Annotated in this window: 9 protein-coding genes; 3 read left to right on the top strand and 6 right to left on the bottom strand. The window is 73.7% G+C overall.

What is annotated here, in order from left to right; genetic code table 11:
- Positions 1-27: 27 nt before the first annotated feature.
- The 5 genes from AB0F15_RS15495 to AB0F15_RS15475 are packed head-to-tail and all read right to left on the bottom strand — an operon-like array spanning position 28 to position 13,337.
- Positions 28-1,197, bottom strand: coding sequence for a nucleotide disphospho-sugar-binding domain-containing protein (locus AB0F15_RS15495; RefSeq protein ID WP_360270496.1), 1,170 nt, complete (start codon positions 1,195-1,197; stop codon positions 28-30).
- Complete coding sequence (locus AB0F15_RS15490) at positions 1,197-2,003, bottom strand: alpha/beta fold hydrolase (protein WP_360270340.1); 807 nt, start codon at positions 2,001-2,003, stop codon at positions 1,197-1,199. The genes AB0F15_RS15495 and AB0F15_RS15490 overlap by 1 nt, the downstream gene beginning before the upstream one ends.
- Complete coding sequence (locus AB0F15_RS15485; protein ID WP_360270338.1) at positions 2,000-2,314, bottom strand: acyl carrier protein; 315 nt, start codon at positions 2,312-2,314, stop codon at positions 2,000-2,002. The genes AB0F15_RS15490 and AB0F15_RS15485 overlap by 4 nt, the downstream gene beginning before the upstream one ends.
- Positions 2,311-6,660 carry a beta-ketoacyl synthase N-terminal-like domain-containing protein gene (locus tag AB0F15_RS15480; protein WP_360270337.1) on the bottom strand — a complete coding sequence of 1,450 codons (4,350 nt, stop codon included), beginning with the start codon at positions 6,658-6,660 and terminating at the stop codon, positions 2,311-2,313. Before AB0F15_RS15480 ends, AB0F15_RS15485 begins: the two co-directional genes overlap by 4 nt.
- Before the next feature lie 5 nt (positions 6,661-6,665).
- Positions 6,666-13,337 carry an SDR family NAD(P)-dependent oxidoreductase gene (locus AB0F15_RS15475; protein ID WP_360270335.1) on the bottom strand — a complete coding sequence of 2,224 codons (6,672 nt, stop codon included), beginning with the start codon at positions 13,335-13,337 and terminating at the stop codon, positions 6,666-6,668.
- A gap of 776 nt (positions 13,338-14,113) precedes the next feature.
- Between AB0F15_RS15475 and AB0F15_RS15470 the strand changes: the two genes are divergently transcribed.
- Both AB0F15_RS15470 and AB0F15_RS15465 read left to right on the top strand, forming a co-directional pair.
- The gene (locus tag AB0F15_RS15470; protein ID WP_360270333.1) at positions 14,114-15,223 is read left to right on the top strand and encodes a pyridoxal-phosphate dependent enzyme; all 1,110 of its coding nucleotides are present in this window, start codon (positions 14,114-14,116) and stop codon (positions 15,221-15,223) included.
- Positions 15,220-15,837, top strand: a complete 618-nt coding sequence (locus tag AB0F15_RS15465) for a PAS domain-containing protein (protein WP_360270331.1) — start codon at positions 15,220-15,222, stop codon at positions 15,835-15,837. Before AB0F15_RS15470 ends, AB0F15_RS15465 begins: the two co-directional genes overlap by 4 nt.
- A 1-nt stretch (position 15,838) precedes the next feature.
- Here the strand turns inward: AB0F15_RS15465 and AB0F15_RS15460 are convergent, their stop codons facing one another.
- Positions 15,839-16,744: a glutaminase gene (locus tag AB0F15_RS15460; RefSeq protein ID WP_360270329.1), complete on the bottom strand. Its 906-nt coding sequence runs from the start codon at positions 16,742-16,744 to the stop codon at positions 15,839-15,841.
- Between the two features lie 160 nt (positions 16,745-16,904).
- Here AB0F15_RS15460 and AB0F15_RS15455 point away from each other — a divergent pair, with 160 nt between their 5' ends.
- Positions 16,905-18,296: an amino acid permease gene (locus AB0F15_RS15455; protein WP_360270328.1), complete on the top strand. Its 1,392-nt coding sequence runs from the start codon at positions 16,905-16,907 to the stop codon at positions 18,294-18,296.
- Positions 18,297-18,315: the final 19 nt, after the last annotated feature.

The following is an 18,315-nucleotide window of genomic DNA, read 5'->3' as shown; positions in this document are numbered from 1 at the left end:
GTGATTTTTCGAAGTAAATTTCGACTTTCAGGGGCGCAGCTGCGCCAGGCTTTCCAGGGCGAGCTGCTCCAGGTGCCCGGCCGCCGCGGCACTTCCGCCCGCCGCGTGGAAGGAAGCCGCGACCGTTTCCGCCGCCCGCCGGTACGACGGCTCCGTGAGCACCTCCGTGACCGCCGCCGCGATGCGGGGTGCGTCCGCGCGGCCGAAGCGCAGCCGGATCCCGGCGCCCGCCGCGACCACCTGGCTCGCGACGATCGGCTGGTCGTCGCGGATCGGCGCCACCACGAGCGGCAGGCCGTGCCACAGCGCCTCGCAGACGGTGTTGTGGCCCGCGTGGCACAGCACCGCGTCCACCTTCGGCAGCAACGGCAGCTGCGGAACCCGCGGGCGCACCAGGACGTTCGGCGGGACCTCGCCGAGCACGCCGCCCGGGTCCACGATCACCGCCCGCGCGGCCAGTCCGGTGAACGCCTCCGCCGCCGCGGTCAGGAACGCCGTGCCCGCGCCGGTGTTCGCCGTGCCGAGGGAAACCAGCACGGTCGGGCGGATCGGGTCGAGCCACGCCCACGGGAAGTCCGCTGTGGACGGACGGGCGCCGAGCGCGGGCCCGACGAGCCGGGTCCGCGGCGGCAGCTCGACCGCGCCGAGCAGCTCGGCGGTGGTGAAGGCGAGCACGCCGTGCGGGGAGAACCGGGGGTCCGCCGAGCCGCGGCCGCCGGCGATCCGCCCGCGCAGGCCGGCCAGCAGCTCGCCCACCCACTCCGCGACCTTCGGCATCCCGGCCAGTGGGTCGGCCAGCTCGGCCGACGTCGTCGCCGAGGTGACCCACGGCAGGCCGCGCGCCTCGGCGAGCAGACCACCGGCGAGGGCCTGCTGGTCGGCGACGAGCGCGTGCGGCCGGAACGCGTCGATCGCCGCGGCCACCCCGGGCGCCATCGCGTCGGCGAGCGGGACGAGGAAGTCCTGCCAGAGGAACCGCAGCGCGGCGGGTCCCTTGAGCTCCGGCGGCCGGTCGGCCGCGCCGGCGGGGAGCGCGCACGAGAACACCAGCGCCTCCGGGCCGGCCAGCTGCCACAGCAGCTCGTCGTGCCCGGCCCAGGCGACCTCGTGCCCGCGCGCGGCGAGCTCGGCCGCGACACCCACGGCCGGGTTGACGTGCCCGACCAGGGGCGGGACGACGAACAGGAACCGGCCCACTACCGCACCCGCGCCGCGCTGCGCGAGGTGTCGCGGACCCACTCGAAGATCAGCTCGATCGTTTCGGCGGTCCGCTCGACCAGCACCGAGTGGCCCTGGTCGGGCAGCACGACCGTGCGGCAGCGCGCCAGGTGCGTCTCGAAGTGCGGCACCTGCGCGGCGAGTCCCGAGTCGCCGCCGAAAATGGCGAACACCGGGCAGTGCACCGCCGAGAGGTCGGCCGCGATCGTCGCGCTCCGCGGGATGTCCTCGGCGATCGTGGTGGTCTGCAGGATCCGGTTCGCCGCCTTCGACAGCCGGGCGGTGTGCGCGCCGTGGTTGTCGGCGATCCAGCCGATCACTTCGTCGATGGCCAGCCGGGTCTTCGCGTCGGCGAGCCCGTCGGCCATGTGCCGCGTCCACTCCTCGGTCGGCGGTTCGCCTTCGATCACGACCACGCTCGCCACCCGGTCCGGCCGGGCGGCGGCGAGCCCGAAGGCCACCGAGCTGCCGAACGAGTTGCCCACCACGTGCACCGGCCGCGTGACACCACAGGCGTCCAGGACGGCGACGAGGTCGTCGACGAACTGCTCCAGGCGGTACCCGGACTCCGGCCGCGTCGTGCGGCCGTGCCCGCGCAGGTCGTACATCAGCACCTCGAGCCCGCGGGCGGCGAAGGCCGGGCCGAGCGTGAAGTAGTAGCTGGCCAGGCTGTCGGTGAGCAGGCCGTGGACGCACACCACGATCGGCGCGTCCCCGTCGAGCGGCGCGTCCGGGGTGAGCCGCTGGACGTGCACGTCCAGCTCGCCCGCGCGGATCCGGCTCACGCCGTCGCCCGCAGGGACGCGACGATGTACCGGACGAGCTCGCCGACGGTCAGCGCGATGATCTCGTCGAGGTCGCGCTCGGCGATGAAGGTCGCGAAGTTGACGCGGTCGCCGTAGTGCTCGCGCAGCTGCCCGGACAGCGCCACCAGGTCGACGCTTTCGAGTTCGAGGTCGTCGTGGAAGGTGGTGTCCATGGTGATCTCGGCAGCGTCTTCCTCGTCGAGGCCGTACTCCTCGAGCAGCTCCCGCAGCATTCCGCCGAGCTGGGCGAGCACGGTCACCTCGTCCGCCGCTGTGGTTTCGATGCTCATTCCGCGGTCTCCTTCGTCTCTTCGGTCCAGGCGACGACGTAGCGGCGCGGCGGTGCGCCGGGCGGGTTTTCGGTTTCGGCGCAGCACACGCGGTGGTCGCGCCCGGCCACCCGGACCGTGAGCTCGTCCGGCGCTGCCGCGACGACCGCGAAGTCCCGGGGTTCGCCACGCAGGCCGGTCCCGCGCAGCTTCGCGACGGCCTCCTTCGCGGTCCAGAACCGGGCGAACCAGCGGTCCGGATCGCCGGGCAGGCTCGCGTACAGGGCCCGCTCCGCCGCCCCGAAGGCGGCGTCCACAGTGGACTCCGAGCGCGGCACGACCTCTTCGACGTCGATGCCGCACGGCCCGAACCGGGCGATCGCCACCCCCGCCTCGGCCCGGTGCGCCACCGAAATCGTCAAGGCCGGCAGCTGCCGGCCGTAGGCGCCGGTCACCACCGGACGGCCGGCCTCGTCGTTGCCGATGCGCAGCTCGGCGGGGAACATCTCGGGTTCGCCGCGGGCCCAGAGGAACTGGCGGACCGCGTCCTTCGCCGCGATCCGGCCGAGCAGCCACTGGCGCCGCCCGCGCGGCGGACGGCGATCGTAGGCGTCGCGTTCGGGGCCGGCGAGGTAGTTGCGCATGATCAGCTCGCGGGTGGCCAGGTCCGGCCACTGCTCGTGCACCAGCGCCCAGCCACCCGGCTGGTCCTTCGACAGCGTCGAACGCTCGGGGGTGCGGTCGGCCTGCCGGATGTGCGCGGTGCTGTCGAACCGGCGGTCGCGCCAGCCGCCGAACTCGGCCCACACCTGTCCGTTGTGGACGAGCTGCATGTCGGCGTCGAGGAACTCCTCCGTCAACCCGGTGATCCGGATCAGGCACTCCAGGCGCTCGCCCGCGGCCGGGTGCGGGCCGTGGAACCGGATTTCGCGCATGGCGACCGGGAAGACGGTGGTGCGCTCGGGCAGCCGGGACATGATCCAGTAGCCGAGCACCTGGCCGACGTTGTCGAGCAGCGCGCCCGGCGCGGCCGGCGTCGTCAGCACGGCCCGGACGTGCCGTTCGCCGACCGCGGTCAGCTCGGTGACGCCCTGGAAGCGCGGGCCGTGGAACATCCAGCGGTCGTCGTACAGCTCGGCGGCCTTCGTCTCCGGCACCTGTTCCGCGGACGCCGGGAACCGCCACGGCGCCGGGGCGGCCGCGGAGTACGCCGGGGCGAGTTCGACGACCGCCTGCGAGTACCCGTCGAAAGCGGCCAGCACCCGGTCGGCGCCCTGCGGCCGGACGCGCACCGGCACGGTGACCGACGGGACCGCCGTGATCCACTGGCTGAGCCGGACGTCGTGCACGGCGACCGCGCGGCGGCCGGGCGCCGCCTGCTCGGCGAACCGCATCAGGTGGTCGATCACCGTGGTGGCCGGCACGACCGGCCAGCGGTCGCCCGGGTCGGCCTGCGGCGGCTGCTTGAAGAAGCAGTGGTCGAGCAGGTACGGCATCGCCTCGATCGAGACGGTGAGGGTGGTGTCCAGTTCGATCGGTGGCGTAGCTTTCACGTGAAAGCTACGACCTGGGGCGTCGCTTTCACGTGAAAGCGACGCATCGGGGCGGCCGGCGAGCACGGTAGACGCCAGCTCGGCCGTGTCGGCCAGCAGGGCGGCGAACTCGGCGGCCAGCGGGCCCTTCCCGGCCAGCTGGTCCACACTGGACGTCCCGGCCGCCGGCAGCGCGATCCGCGCACGGACCTGCTCGTCCAGGGAGATCAGGCGGCCGCCGAGGTCGAGCTTGACCGCCTTGGGCGCGGCCGGGCGCTCGCCGGGCAGGCTGGTGAAGCCGATGTCGAGCCCGTCGGCCCACAGTGCGGTCGCGACCCGGCGCAGCTGCGCGAGCCCGGGGCGCTGCGCCGAGTGCGCCGCCACGACGAGGTGGTCCTCGCCGTGCAGCGTGTCGCCGACCAGGGAGCCGAGCTGCCCGGCACCCACCTGGACGAACGCGCGGAACCCGGCGGCGTGCAGTGCCCGCACGAGCGGGCGGAACCGGACCGGCTCCAGGAGGTGGCGCACGAACAGCTCGCGGACCCCGGCTTCGTCCGCGGGGTACTCCGACACCGTGGTCGCCGACCAGAGCGGCAGCTTCGGCGGGTGCAGGGTGAAGCGTCCGGCCGCTTCGCGGATCGGGTCCAGGTACGGCCGCAGCATCGGGGTGTGGAAGCCGGACCGGAAGGGCAGCACCTGCGCCACGATCCCCGCGTCCCGGAACCGCTGCACGAGCGCGCCGACCGCCGCCTGCGGACCGCAGATCATGGCCTGGTTCGGGGAGTTGTCGTGGGAGAGGACGACGTCCGCCCGGCCGGCCAGCTCCTCGATCACCCGGGGCGCGGGCGCGCCGATCGCGGCGAAGGCGAGTCCGGGGACGACGAGCGCGTCCGGGTCGAAGCCGGCGAGGAAGGCGTCGATCTCGGCTTCGGCGTGCACGCCCGCCACCGCCATCGCCGTCCATTCGCCCAGGCTGTGCCCGGCGACGGCGTCCGGCGTGACGCCGATCCGCCCGAGGGCGGCGTGCAGGAGCCTGCCCAGCTCGAACACCGCGGCGCCCTGCCGTCCGACGTCGCCGACCTCGACGTCCGCGTGCTCCCACGGCAGGCCGAAGTGGCGGGCGACGTCACCGCAGTTGAGCGCGAGCTCCGATTCCAGGCCGGGGAAGACGAACGCGATCTTGCCGCCGCCCGGCCCGAGCAGGGGGCGGTCGGCGAACCACACGTCGTTGCGGCCGCGCCATGGCCTGCCGCGCGCCAGGACCTTCCTGGCCAGGGCCAGCCGCTTCTCCGTCGGGTCGACGATGCCGAGCCGGACCGGCCCGTCGCCGGTTTCCCGGGTGCCGGGCCGCCGGTCGAACAGCTCACGCAGCGCGTCGACGGTCGGCGCGGCGAGCCGCACCACGCGTTCGGGCTCGCGCACCGCGACCGGCTTGGCGCGGCCCGGTGCCTGTTCCAGGACGACGTGGGCGTTGATCCCGCCGAAGCCGAACGCGTTGACGCCGGCCCGGCGCACCGGGGCGTCCCACGGCCGGGCGGCAGCCAGCGTGGAGAACCGGGTCTTCGCGAGCGCCGGGTGGGGGTCGTCGCAGTGCAGGGTGGGCAGCAGGACGCCGTGGTGCACCGCCAGTGCCGCTTTGACGAGCCCCGCAACGCCGGCCGCGGGCATCGTGTGGCCGATCATCGACTTGACCGAGCCGAGGACCGCACTGCCCGCGGGGCCGAACACCGCTTCCAGGGTGGCCAGCTCGGCCGCGTCGCCGGCCGGGGTCGCGGTGCCGTGCGCCTCCAGCAGGCCGATGGAGTCCGGGACCGCAGGGTCCAGGCCCGCCGCGGCCCACGCCTGGCGGACGGCACGGACCTGGCCGCCGGAGTCGGGGTTGAGCAGGCTCGCGGTCCGCCCGTCGGAGGCGACGCCGGTGCCGGTGATCACGGCGTAGACGCGGTCGCCGTCGCGCTGGGCGTCGGCCAGGCGCTTGAGCACGACGACGCCGGTGCCCTCGCCGATCAGGACGCCGTCGGCGTCGCGGTGGAACGGCCGGATCCGCTCGGACGGCGACAGCGCGCCGAGCTGGTTGAACACGCTCCAGAAGGTGATGTCGTGGCAGTGGTGCACCCCGCCCGCGAGGACCACGTCGCAGCGGCCGGTGGCCAGCTCGCGCACGGCGTGGTCGACGGCGATCAGCGAGGACGCGCAGGCCGCGTCCACCGTGTACGCGGGTCCGCGCAGGTCGAGGCGGTTGGCCAGCCGGGACGCGGCGAGATTGGGCACCAGCCCGATCGCGGACTCGGGCGCCTCGGGACCGAGCTGGTCGGTGAAGGCCTGCCGGACGGCGTCGAGCCGGTCCGCGTCCAGGTCCGGCAGCAGCTCGCCGAGGGTGCGGACGAGCTGGCTCGCGGTGCGGACGCGCTGGTCGAGGCGGACCAGCCCGGGGGTCAGGTAGCCGCCGCGGCCGAGGACGACGCCGACCTTCGCGCGGTCGGCGGGCAGCCGTTCCGGGCCGCCCGCGTCCGCGACGGCCTGGGCCGCGACCCGCAGCGCGATCAGCTGGTCCGGTTCGGTGGCGGACACCGAGTTCGGCATGATCCCGAACCCGGTGACGTCCACTTCGGCCAGTTCGTCGACGAAACCGCCGCGTCGGCAGTAGAGCCGGTCGGCCCGGCGCGGTTCGTCCGGCGCGTAGTGCGTGCCGTCCCACTTCTCCGGCGGCACCTCGGTGATCGCGTCGACGCCGCCGACGAGGTTGCGCCAGTAGCTCGCCAGGTCGGGGGCGCCGGGCAGCAGCACCGACATCCCGACGATGGCCACGGGCTGGGAACCGGCGGGCCGAGGCATCCGCGTCACCAGCCCGAGGCGGTGTGGACGACGGCGGCGGTGTCCGGACGGCCCCACGCCAGCTCGCGCAGCAGGCCGAGCGTGCCCTCCTCCGGATCGATCAGCGCGATGCCGCGGCGGGCGTAGTCGCGCATCAGCTCGGGCGTCACCATGCCGTCGTGGTCGCCGGTCGGCGCCCACGGTCCCCAGTGGACGGTCACCGCGCGCCCGGCGGGCCAGCGGTGGCCCAGTGTCTCGAGGGCGTCGTTGGCGGCGGCGTAGTCCGACTGGCCCCGGTTGCCCAGCGTCGCGGCGATGCTGCCGAACAGGACCACGAACTTCGGCTCGTCGGGCAGGTCGGCGGTCGCCTCCAGGAGGGTGCGGGCGCCGTCGACCTTCGTGCCGTACACGCGGCCGAACGACTCCGGTGTCTTCTCGGCGACGAGCTTGTCCTCGATCACGCCCGCGGCGTAGACGATGCCGTCGAGGCGGCCGTGCTCGGCGTGGATCTCCTTGACCGCCCGGTGCACGGCTTCGGCGTCGAGCATGTCGACCGACTGGTAGCGCACCGGGCTGCCGAGGGCTTCGAGCTTCGCCAGTGTCTGCCGGACTTCGCGTTCGCCTCGGATCCGGCGGACCGTCCGTTCGATCTCGGCGGGGCTCTTCAGCCCGGCTTCGATGAGCGCGGCGCGGAGGTCCTTGGCTTCCTTCGCGTGCGGGAACTCGTCTTCCGCCGCGGGCACCGGCGTCCGGCCGAGGAGCTCGATCCGGCAGCGCGCGGCGCCGGCCAGGGTCGCGGCGAACCGGGCGGTGATGCCCTTGGCGCCCCCGACGAGCAGGACGACCGAGTCGCGGTCCAGGCCGATCGCGGCGGCTTCGGCCGCCCCGTCGCCCGCCGGGCCCGCGCCGCTGCTGCCGAGCGGGCCGAGGTCCTGCTCGGTCATCCGGAAGCCCCGGCGGGCAGCGCTTTCCTTGACGACGACCGGCTCGCGGTCCACTGTGGACAGCTCGGCGACGAAGGCCGCCGCCTGTTCTTCGGGAGTTTCATCCGGGCACAGCTCGACCACCCGGGTGAGCGTGTCCGGGTATTCACGGGCGAGGCTGCGGTGGAAGCCGCGCAGGCCCTCGCCCGGCCCGGCGGTCAGCAGCCAGGCGGGCTTCGCGGCCAGGGCGGCCTGGTACCGGGGGAAGGCGGCGGGCAGCACCGGCCCGGCGTCCGGCAGGTGCAGGACCCCGTCGAACCCGGCCCGGACGTCGTCGGCGATTTCGGCGGTCGCGCCCAGCCCGGCGAGGCGGGTCCGGACGGCCTCGGCGAGGGGGCCGCGCCCGATCAGGAGGAACTTCCGGCCGTCGATGTCGGGCAGTTCGGCGGGAGCCAGGTCGAATTCGGCCATCACCAGGCGTTTCGGCGCGACGATGAGCGGCGCGGGTTCGGCCGGCTCCGAGCGCCCCAATGTGGCCTTCGGTGCGTTCAACGCACCCAATGTGGCCTTCGGTGCGTTCAACGCACCCAATGTGGCCTTCGGTGCGTTGAGCGCACCCAAGGTGGCGCCGTCGATCAGCTCCGCGATCGCCGCGGCGGTGCGGGCCTTGGCCAGCTCTTCGACGTCCCCGCCGGTGTCGAGGTTCAGGCGCGTGGCCAGTTCCCCGGCGATCTCGGCGCGCTTGATCGAGTCGATGCTCAGGTCGGCTTCCAGATCGAGGTCCGCCTCGATCATCTCCACCGGATACCCCGTCCGCTCGCCGATCACCTCGACCACGGTCTCCAGCACCGAGCGCCCCAATGTGGCCTTCGGTGCGCTCAACGCACCCAAGGCGGCCTTCGGTGCGCTCAACGCAACCAAGGCCACATTGGGGCGCTCGACGACCGGCACCGGGACCGGCGCCGCGGCCGGCAAGGGAGCGTCGGTGCCGAAGAAGCCGAGGAGCACGTCGCGCTGGGCGGCGATCATCTCGCGGCTGGTGCGCAGGAAGTCCGCGACCATCGCCTCCGACGTGGCTGCCTGCGGGGCCGCCACGGACCGGCCGAGGGAGATCCGTTCGGCCGGGCGGAGGCCGCCGGCCGGGATCGTGCCGTCCGCGGCGCGGACCAGGTGGCCGTCGACCGTCCAGCCGGGACGCTTCGGCCGCGGCGCGGTGGCCGCGTCGACGGCGTCGCGGCCGCGGAACAGCCAGCCGGTCTCGACGGGCACGCCGGACACCGCCAGCTGCGCCAACGCGCCGAGGAAGCCCGGCACGCCCCGGCGGCCCGGCTGTTCGAAGCCGACCGTCCGGTGCGGCCGGTCGCCGAGGATGGCGGCGACCTGCTTCGCCAGCACGGCCCCGGGCCCGGCCTCGACGAACACCCGGGCCCCGGCCGCGTACATCGCCTCGACCTGCTCGACGAACCGGACCGGCGCGCCCAGCTGGGCGGCCAGTTCACCGCGGATCGCGTCCGGATCCGCCGGGTACGGCCCGGCCGTCCGGTTGCCGTACACCGGGACGGCGGGCCGCACGACGCCGATCGCGTCGAGCGCACGGCCGAACGCCTCCCCCGCGGGAGCCACGAGGGGGCTGTGGAACGCGCACGCGACCGGGATCCGTTTCGCGCCGAGCCCGGCCGCGCGCAGCTGCCCGACGGCGGTCTCGACGTCGGCGGTGGGCCCGGAGATCACCGTCTGCTTGGGCGAGTTGTGGTTGGCCAGGACGACGGCGGCGAGCCCGGCGTCGGCGAGGACCTTCGCGGTCTCCGCGGCCCCGGCCGCGACCGCGGCCATCGCGCCCGGATCGTCCTGCGGCACCGCGTCGACGATCGCTCCGGCCCGTGCGTGGCTGGCGTGCAGCAGGGCTTCCGGTGTGAGCGCGCCGGCCGCGGCCAGCGCCGTCAGTTCGCCGTAGCTGTGGCCGCCGAGCATCGCGGGCCGGACGCCGGCGCGGGTCAGCAGCCGGACCGCCGCCAGCCCGGTGACGCCGAGGGCGGGCTGGGCGACACGGGTGTCCGTGACGCGCTCGGCCAGCGCTTGCCGCGCCCGCTCCCCGAACACCGCCGGGCCGAAGACGACCTCGGCCGTCGCCGGGTCCAGGCGCAGGTACCGCTGCAGTTCGGGGAAGGTGACGAACAGCTCGGCGAACATGCCCGGCCGCTGGCTGCCCTGGCCGGGGAACAGCACCGCGACGTCGCCGGGTTCGGTGTCGGCGGTGCGGTACACGCCCGGGGCGTCCTGTCCGTCGAGTGCTTGCCGCAGCAGCCGGGTCAGTTCGTCCACAGTGGACGCGACGACGGCGAGCCGGATCCGGCCGCCCGCCGCTTCGGCCCGCCGGGACGCGGCCAGGGCGAGGTCCCGCAGCCGCCACGGCTCCCGGCCCGCCGGGACGCCCGTGGCCAGCTCGAGCAGGGCCCGCGCCGCGGCCTCCGTCGTGAAGGTGAACAGTTCCGCGGGCCACTCGTCCGCCGCCTGCGCGGGGGGCACCCCGTCGTGCGCGCCGAGGACCACGTGGAAGTTGGTGCCGCCGAAGCCGAACGCGCTGACCCCGGCGAGCCGCTCGGCCGGCGCCGCCGCCCACGGCTGGGCCGCCGACTGGAACACGAACGGGCTGGTCTCGGGATCCCACGCCGGGTTCGGGTCCGTGAGGTGCAGCGTCGGTGGTTTGACGGCGGTGTGCAGCGCCATTGCGGCCTTGATCAGCCCGGCCAGGCCCGCGGCGCACTTGGTGTGCCCGATCTGCGACTTCACCGAGCCGATCGTGCACCCGCCCGGCGCGGCGCCGGCTTCGATGAACACCTTCGTCAGCGTGCCGAGTTCGGTCCGGTCGCCGACGACGGTGCCGGTGCCGTGCGCCTCGACGAGCCCGATCTGCGCGGGCGAGACGCCGGCGTTGTGGTAAGCGCGGGTCAGCGCGGTGTGCTGGCCCTCGGGCCGCGGTGCGGTCAGGCCGAGCGCCCGGCCGTCCGAAGCGGCGCCGACGCCCTTGATCACGGCGTACACCCGGTCGCCGTCGCGTTCGGCGTCGGCGAGGCGCTTCAGGGCGACGCACGCGACGCCTTCTCCGAGCGCGATGCCGTCGGCCGCGCTGTCGAACGTCGCCGACCGCCCGGTCGGCGAGAGCGCGTGCGCCGACGCGAACAGGAGGTAGTCGTTGATGCCGTTGTGCAGGTCCGCGCCGCCGCACAGGACGAGGTCGCTGGTGCCGGCGGTCAGTTCCTTGCAGGCGACGTCGACCGCGGTCAGCGAGGACGCGCACGCGGCGTCGACGGTGTAGTTGGCGCCACCCAGGTCGAGCCGGTTGGCGATCCGGCCGGCGATGACGTTGGCGAGCACACCCGGGAAGGAGTCCTCGGTGATCCGCGGCAGCCGTTCGTCCAGTTCGGACGGCAGTTCGCCCAGGTAGGACGGCAGCACCGAGCGCAGGGTCATCGCGTTCGACAGGTCGCTGCCCGCCTCGGCACCGAACACCACCGAGGTCCGGGCGCGGTCGAACGCGCGATCGGCGTAGCCCGCGTCGGCCAGCGCGCGGTGCGCGGCCTCCAGGGCCAGCAGCTGCACGGGCTCGATGCTGGCCAGCGAGGACGGCGGGATGCCGTAGCGCAGCGGGTCGAAGCCGATCTCCGGCAGGAACCCGCCCCAGCGGGACGGCGTCCGCTCCCCCTGGCCTTCGGGGTCGTAGTACAGGGAGGTGTCCCAGCGCTGCGGGGGCACCTCGGTGACCGCGTCGGCCCCGGCCAGGACGTTCGCCCAGAACGCGGCCAGGTCGGGGGCCTGCGGGAACATGCAGGCCATGCCGACGATCGCGATGTCGAGCGGCTCGGGCGCGGGCGGTACCGCCTCGGCGGCCCCGAATCCGGCGGCCCGCGCGCGCAGGAACGCGTGCGCGCCGGCACCCACCGAGTGGTGCAGGCCGGCGATCGTGGTGACGGCCGAGCGCAGCACGGCGACCTCGCCCGCCATGAACATGCCTTCGGCGAGCTGCCGGTCCTCCTCGACGTCGCGCAGTTCGGCCCCGACGCGTTCGATGCCCTTGCTCGCCAGGCGAAGGCGGCCGACGTTGAGGGTCTCCAGGTGTTCCCAGGCGTCCCGGCTCGGCACCCCGCGTTCGGCGAGCTCCGCCTTGATCGCCGCGTACTCCTCGGTGAACGGGCTGCGGACGCAGCGGGTGGCGTGGCCCGGCGCGGTTTCCAGGAGGTCGGTGTGGTCGGCCGCCAGCAGCCGGCGCTGGAACAGCGGGAGCACGGCGCCCGCGTCGACGGCCTCGCGCGTGAAGAGGTAGGCGGTGCCCATCAGCACCCCGATCGCCGCGCCCCGCACCGCAACCGGTGCGGCGAGCGCGGCCACCATGGCGGCCGAGCGCTCGTCGTGGATGCCGCCGGCGAACAGCAGCTGCAGGTCCGCGGCGGCACCGGGGGTGACGGCGAGGAAGTCGGCGAGCACGCCGAGCTGGGCCTCCCACAGCGGGAAGCTGGTGCGCGGGCCGACGTGGCCACCGCACTCCGAGCCTTCGAAGACGAACTTGCGCGCGCCCGCCTCGAGGAACTGCTTCAGCAGCCCCGGCGAAGGCACGTGGAGGAACGTGGCGATGCCGGCGTCCTCCAGGGCCGCGGCCTGGGCCGGGCGCCCGCCCGCGATGATCGCGTGGGTGGGCCGCAGGTCGCGGATCACCGCCAGCTGGGCGGCCTTGACGTCGTCGGCGGCGAACCCGAGGACACCGACGCCCCAGGGTGCGTCGCCGACGGCCGCGCGGGTCCGTTCCAGGACGTCGCGGGTCTGCTCCGGGCCGGACAGGGCCAGTGCGATGAACGGCAGCGCCCCGCCCGCGGCGACCTCGGCCGCGAACGCTGGCTGGTCGCTGACCCGGGTCATCGGCCCCTGCACGACCGGCAGTGCCGTGCCGAACGCGCGGCTGCCCGCACCGCCGGGGCCCAGCACCACGTCCGGCACGCTCAGGGCGGCCTCGACGGCGTCGGCGAGTCCGCGCACCGCCGCGGTCACCGTGCCCCAGCGGTCGCGGAACCGGGTGGCGAGGAAGACGTCCTGCCCGGCCTCGATCGGCGTGCTCCCGGCCGCCCCGCGGCGGGACAGGACGCGGATGCCGTCGACGACGGTCGTTTCCGAGCCGTCGAGGCCGGTGACGGCGGTGGTGAGGGCGGACGGCAGTTCGGCTTCCGGCAGCAGGGCGAGCTGGGTGTCGACGACGACGCCGGCCGCGCCGCCCGCGACCGCGGCCGCGGCGGTGTGCGGCCCGATGCCGCCGGCCGCCCACACCGGGACGCCGAGCGTGTCGTCGGCGAGCAGGGCCTGCACCAGCACGAAAGTGCTCAGTTCCCCGGTCGGGCCACCGCATTCGTGCCCGCGCGCGATCAGGCCGTCGGCGCCGGCCGCGACCGCCCGCCCGGCCGCCGCGCGGGAGGTGACCTCGGCCAGTACCCGCCGGCCCGGGAAGTCCCGCGCCGTGCACGGGGAGTCTTCGGTCAGCAGCACGGTGGTCACGGCTTCGGGCAGTTCCGTGCCCGCGGGGCGCGCGAGCCGGACGCCGAACGCCGGGACGCCCCATTCGCCGAGCAGCGCGAGCTCGTCCGCGGCCGCGGACGAGCCGCCGGTCAGGTCGAGCACGCCGAGCCCGCCTCCGCGTGCCGCGGCGGCGACCCCGCGCGCCGACGGCCATCGCAGCGGCGAGACGGCGACGACCAGCCCGGCCGGCACGAAGTCGTCTTTCGAGAGACGCATGGGAACTCCCGCTACGCACGAAAGGGTGATGGGTAACGGGGTGTACTTAAGCGGGTTCCTTCCGTGCCGTCAACAACCCACCGCGATTTCATAGCCGAGGTTCAGAAAATTCGGGATCGACCAGGCCGACGGTGCAAGAATTTAACGTCGCCGTCACGTTCTCCACCCCGCGCGAGGGATGCGGATTGCCCGGTCCCGCTGTCCGGACCGGTTCTGTGACGTGGTCCACTCGGTGGGCGCCACCGGACGGCGCAAGCCATCCCGCCTGGTGGACGCGGGAGCGTTCGGCGATCCGGACCACGCCGTCCGTCGGGTCCGGCGTTTCCCCACGACCGCGCCCGGTTGTCCCGGCGGCCCGGTCGACGTTCGAATACCCGCCTCCTGCCACCACACCGGACCGCTCTTCACAGCTTATAACCGTCGATTTCACTTGCCTTTTCCGAGCACCGGAAGAATCGCGCCAAGAATACGAGATCCGACTCCGCGCAGCGCCGGGAGTCCACTGTGGATTGCCTGCGCACCGGGGTTCTCGGTGCTCACGCGACCACTAACGAGTGAGGCGGCGGCGACCGGCGACCGACCGGAGGCGACCGCCGGTATTCGGCCGGCCACCTTCGGTGCCGCCCCCGGCACGGGACGGGCGTCGGTGATCGAAATTTTCCCCCCGGACGTGACGAGCTTTTCCTGAGAGGAAGCTGAAGACATTTCGGGTACCAGTGAGTAGTACTAGACAGTAGGTCTATCGTTGGACAGTACGTCCAGATCGGGAGGTGGCGGTGGAACACTGGTACACCGACGTGCGGTCGGGGACGCGGTACCCCGCCGATCCGTTGCGCTGGCGCGGCGACGACGGCGCCCCGCTGACGGTCGCCCCACTGCCCGGCCTGCGCCCCGAGGAGGTCGACACCGGCGTCCGCTCGCTCTGGCGATACCGGGCCGCGCTGCCCGGCGACCTCCGCCCGGTGTCGCTCGGCGAGGGCTGCACCCCGCTCGTGCCGCTGGCCTGGGGCGACGCCGAAGTCCGGTTCAAGCTCGAGTGGTTCAGCCCGACCGGCAGCTTCAAGGACCGCGGCTCCACCGTCATGGTCTCGGCGCTGGCCGGCGCCGGAGTCCGGGCGCTGCTGGAAGACAGCTCCGGCAACGGCGGCTCGTCGGTGGCGGCCTACAGCGCCGCGGCCGGGATCGCGGCGACCGTCCTGGCCCCGGAGGGGACGTCGCCGGCGAAGGTCCTGCAGACCCGCGCGTACGGCGCCACCGTCGAACTGGTGCCGGGCACCCGCGACGACACCGCCGCCGAAGCCGTCCGCCGCTCGGACCGCACCACCTACGCCAGCCACAACTGGCACCCGTTCTTCCTGCAGGGCACCAAGACCCTCGCCTACGAACTGTGGGAGGACCTCGGCTTCCGGGCCCCGGACGCCGTCGTCACCGTCGCCGGTGCGGGCAGCATCGTGCTGGGCTGCGACCTCGGGTTCGGGGAGCTGCTGGCCGCGGGGTCGATCACGCAGCGCCCGCGCCTGCTCGTCGCGCAGCCGCGGAACTGCTCCCCCGTCGACGCGGCCTTCCACGGCCGGCGGCCACCGGAGTTCGCCCCGACCGTCGCCGAAGGGACGGCGATCCGGCAGCCGGTGCGGCTGCCGGAGGTCGTCGCGGCCATCCGGCGCTCCGGCGGCGACACCGCCGCGATCGACGAGGACGCCATCGCCGCGGCCGCCCGCCGCCTGGCGTCCCTCGGCCTCTACGCGGAGCCGACCAGCGCGACGGCGGCCGCGGCCATCGACGTGTTCCGCGCCCGGGGCGCTCTCCGGCCCGGCGAGACCACGGTCGTCGTGCTCACCGGATCCGGGCTGAAGGCGGCGGACAAGCTGCGTGAGCTGATCGGATGACCGAGGACGAGCTGCTGCTGCGCGAAGCCGGGAAGATCGCCCACGCCGTCGGCCGGATGTTCCCGGGCCTGTGCGAGGTGGTCCTGCACGACCTGCGCGATCCCGCCCACGCGGTCCGCGCGATCGAAGGCGGCCTCTCCGGCCGTGCCGTCGGCGACCCCGCGACCGAGCTGGGCCTGGCCCGGATCGCCGACCCGGAATTCCCGGACGTGCTGCAGAACTACCCGAACCGGTTCCCGGACGGACGGCCCGCGAAGAGCACGTCGATCGGCATCCGCAACGCGCGCGGCGAGTACGTCGCCGCCCTGTGCCTCAACCTGGACGTCTCCCTGCTCGGTTCGGCGGCGCGCGCCCTGACCCGGCTGGCCCGCACCGACGAACCGGCCCCGCTCGCCGAGTCGCTGCGCGCCCGCACCGGCGACGAGCTGCGTGCCCTGGTCGAGGACTACGCCACCGAGCGCGGCCACACCCCGCGCAGCCTCCCGGGCGCCGCGAAGAAGGACCTCGTGCGGTCGCTGAAGAGGCGGGGCTTCCTGGAGCTGAAGAACGCGGTGCCGGTGCTGACCGACCTGCTCGGGATCTCCCGGGCCAGCGTCTACAACTACCTGCGCTGACTCAGAAGACCGACCAGCCCGTCAGCGTCGTGAACCGGTCGAGCGCGGCGACCCCGGCGACGGAGTTGCCGCGTGCGTCCAGGCCCGGGCTCCAGACGCAGACCGCGCACCGGCCCGGGACGATCGCGACGATGCCGCCGCCGACGCCGCTCTTGCCGGGGAGACCGACCCGGTAGGCGAATTCGCCCGCCGCGTCGTACGTGCCGCACGTCAGCATCACCGCGTTGATCCGCTTCGCCGCGCTGAGCCCGAGGAGGCGGGAGCCGTCGTTGCGGACGCCGTGGCGGGCCAGGAACAACGCCGACCGCGCGAGGTCGCCGCAGCTCATCGCGATCGAGCACTGGCGGACGTACTGGTCCAGCACCGACGGCACCGGGTGGCGCATGTTGCCGTAGGAGGCCATGAAGTACGCGAGGGCGCGGTTGCGGTCGGCGTGCCCGGCCTCCGACGCCGCCACCTCGGGGTCCACGGCGATCTCCGTACGGCCGCTCTCGTGCCGGAGGAAGGCGAGCAGCGCTTCCGCCGCGTCGCCCTCGCACGCGAGTTCGTCGGTCACCACCAGCGCGCCCGCGTTGATGAACGGATTCCGCGGAATGCCGTCCTCGTGTTCCAGCTGCACCAGCGAATTGAACGGGTCGCCCGACGGTTCCCGGCCGACCCGCGCCCACACGCTGTCGCCGCGCGAGAGCGCGAGCGCCAGCGTGAACACCTTCGAGATGCTCTGCACGGAGAAGGGGCGCTCCCAGTCGCCGACGCCGTGCACCGCACCGTCCACTTCGGCCACCGCCATGCCGAACCGCCACGGCTCGACCCTGGCCAGCGCGGGAATGTAGTCCGCGACGGCGCCGCGGCCGACGTCGGTCGCGACGTCGTCGGCTATCCGGTCCAGCAGCGCTGCGAGATCCACGGCCGTAGCGTAGAAGGCACTCCCGGCCGGGCGGCGCGCACCCCGGGACAACCGGAATCAGCAAAACGCGGAACGATCTCCGCAGTGATGTCCGGCACACCTTAAGTCTTCCTTAGGATTCTTGGTGACTTGCCGCACACGGCTCTAGCGTCTGGCAACCATGGATTCCTCGCTGCGCACCGATGAAGGTGCAAGCTATTCGAAAGCGCTGGGCAACCGCCAAGTGCAGATGATCGCCATCGGCGGCGCGATCGGCGTCGGGCTGTTCCTCGGGGCCGGCGGCAAGCTCCACCAGGTCGGCCCGTCGCTGATCTTCTCCTACGCGATCTGCGGAATCGCCGCCTACTTCGTGATGCGCGCGCTCGGCGAACTCGTTCTGCACGAGCCCAGTTCCGGCAGCTTCGTCACCTACGCGCGGAAGTTCATCGGGCCGTGGGCCGGGTTCGCCGCCGGCTGGATGTACTGGGTGAACTGGGCGATGACCGGGATCGCCGAGATCACCGCGGTCGCCATCTACGTGCACAAGTGGCTGCCGGACCTGCCGCAGTGGATCACCGCGCTGATCGCGCTGGGCGTCCTGCTGGCGGTGAACCTGCTGTCGGTGAAGGTGTTCGGCGAGCTGGAGTTCTGGTTCTCGGTGGTCAAGGTGCTGGCCATCGTCGTCTTCCTGATCACCGGCGCCGGCCTGGTGCTGACGGGCGCCGACATCGGCGGCACACCCGCGGGCGCCCACAACCTGACCGGCCACAGTGGACTGTTCCCGGCCGGCATCGGCGTCGCGCTGATGACGCTGCAGGCGGTCATCTTCGCCTACTCGGCCATCGAGGTCGTCGGCATCGCGGCCGGCGAAACGAAGGACGCCCGCAAGGTGCTGCCGAAGGCGATCAACGGCGTCGTCTGGCGGATCGGCGTGTTCTACGTCGGCTCCGTGCTGCTGCTGGCGATGCTGCTGCCGTGGCCGTTCTACAGCGGCGACGAAAGCCCGTTCGTCACGGTGTTCAGCCGCCTCGGTGTCCCGGGCGTCGGCGACGTGATGAACGCGGTGGTCCTCACCGCGGCGCTGTCCAGCGTCAACTCCGGCCTCTACTCCACCGGCCGGATCCTGCGCTCGCTGGCCGAAAAGGGCGAGGCGCCGTCGTTCGTCAGCCGGATGAGCCGCAGGCAGGTGCCCTACGGCGGCATCCTGTTCACCTCGGTCGCCTACGTGCTCGGCGTGGTGCTCAACTACCTGGTGCCGAAGGAGGCGTTCGACATCGCCATCGCGATCGCGTCGCTGGGTGTGATCAGCACGTGGGCGACGTTGATCTTCTGCCAGCTCCGGCTGCGCCAGGCCGCCCTGCGCGGCGAGCTGGAGCGGCCGTCCTACCGGATGCCGTGGGCGCCCTACAGCGGCTGGGCCACCCTCGGCTTCCTGGCGCTGGTCGTCGTCCTGATGGGCTTCTCCGACGGCGCCGAGAAGATCGCGTTCTGGTCGATCCCGGTGCTCGCGGTGGTCCTGGCGGTCGGCTGGCGTTCCGTGGGGAAGCGGCGCGAACGCACCCCGGCCGGGTAGCGAGCCGGCCGCGGGCGGG

It is taken from the genome of Amycolatopsis sp. NPDC026612, from assembly GCF_040638285.1.
Lineage (GTDB): Bacteria > Actinomycetota > Actinomycetes > Mycobacteriales > Pseudonocardiaceae > Amycolatopsis.
Note: the sequence above shows the minus strand (reverse complement) of the source record. Positions and strands in the feature narration are given on the sequence as shown.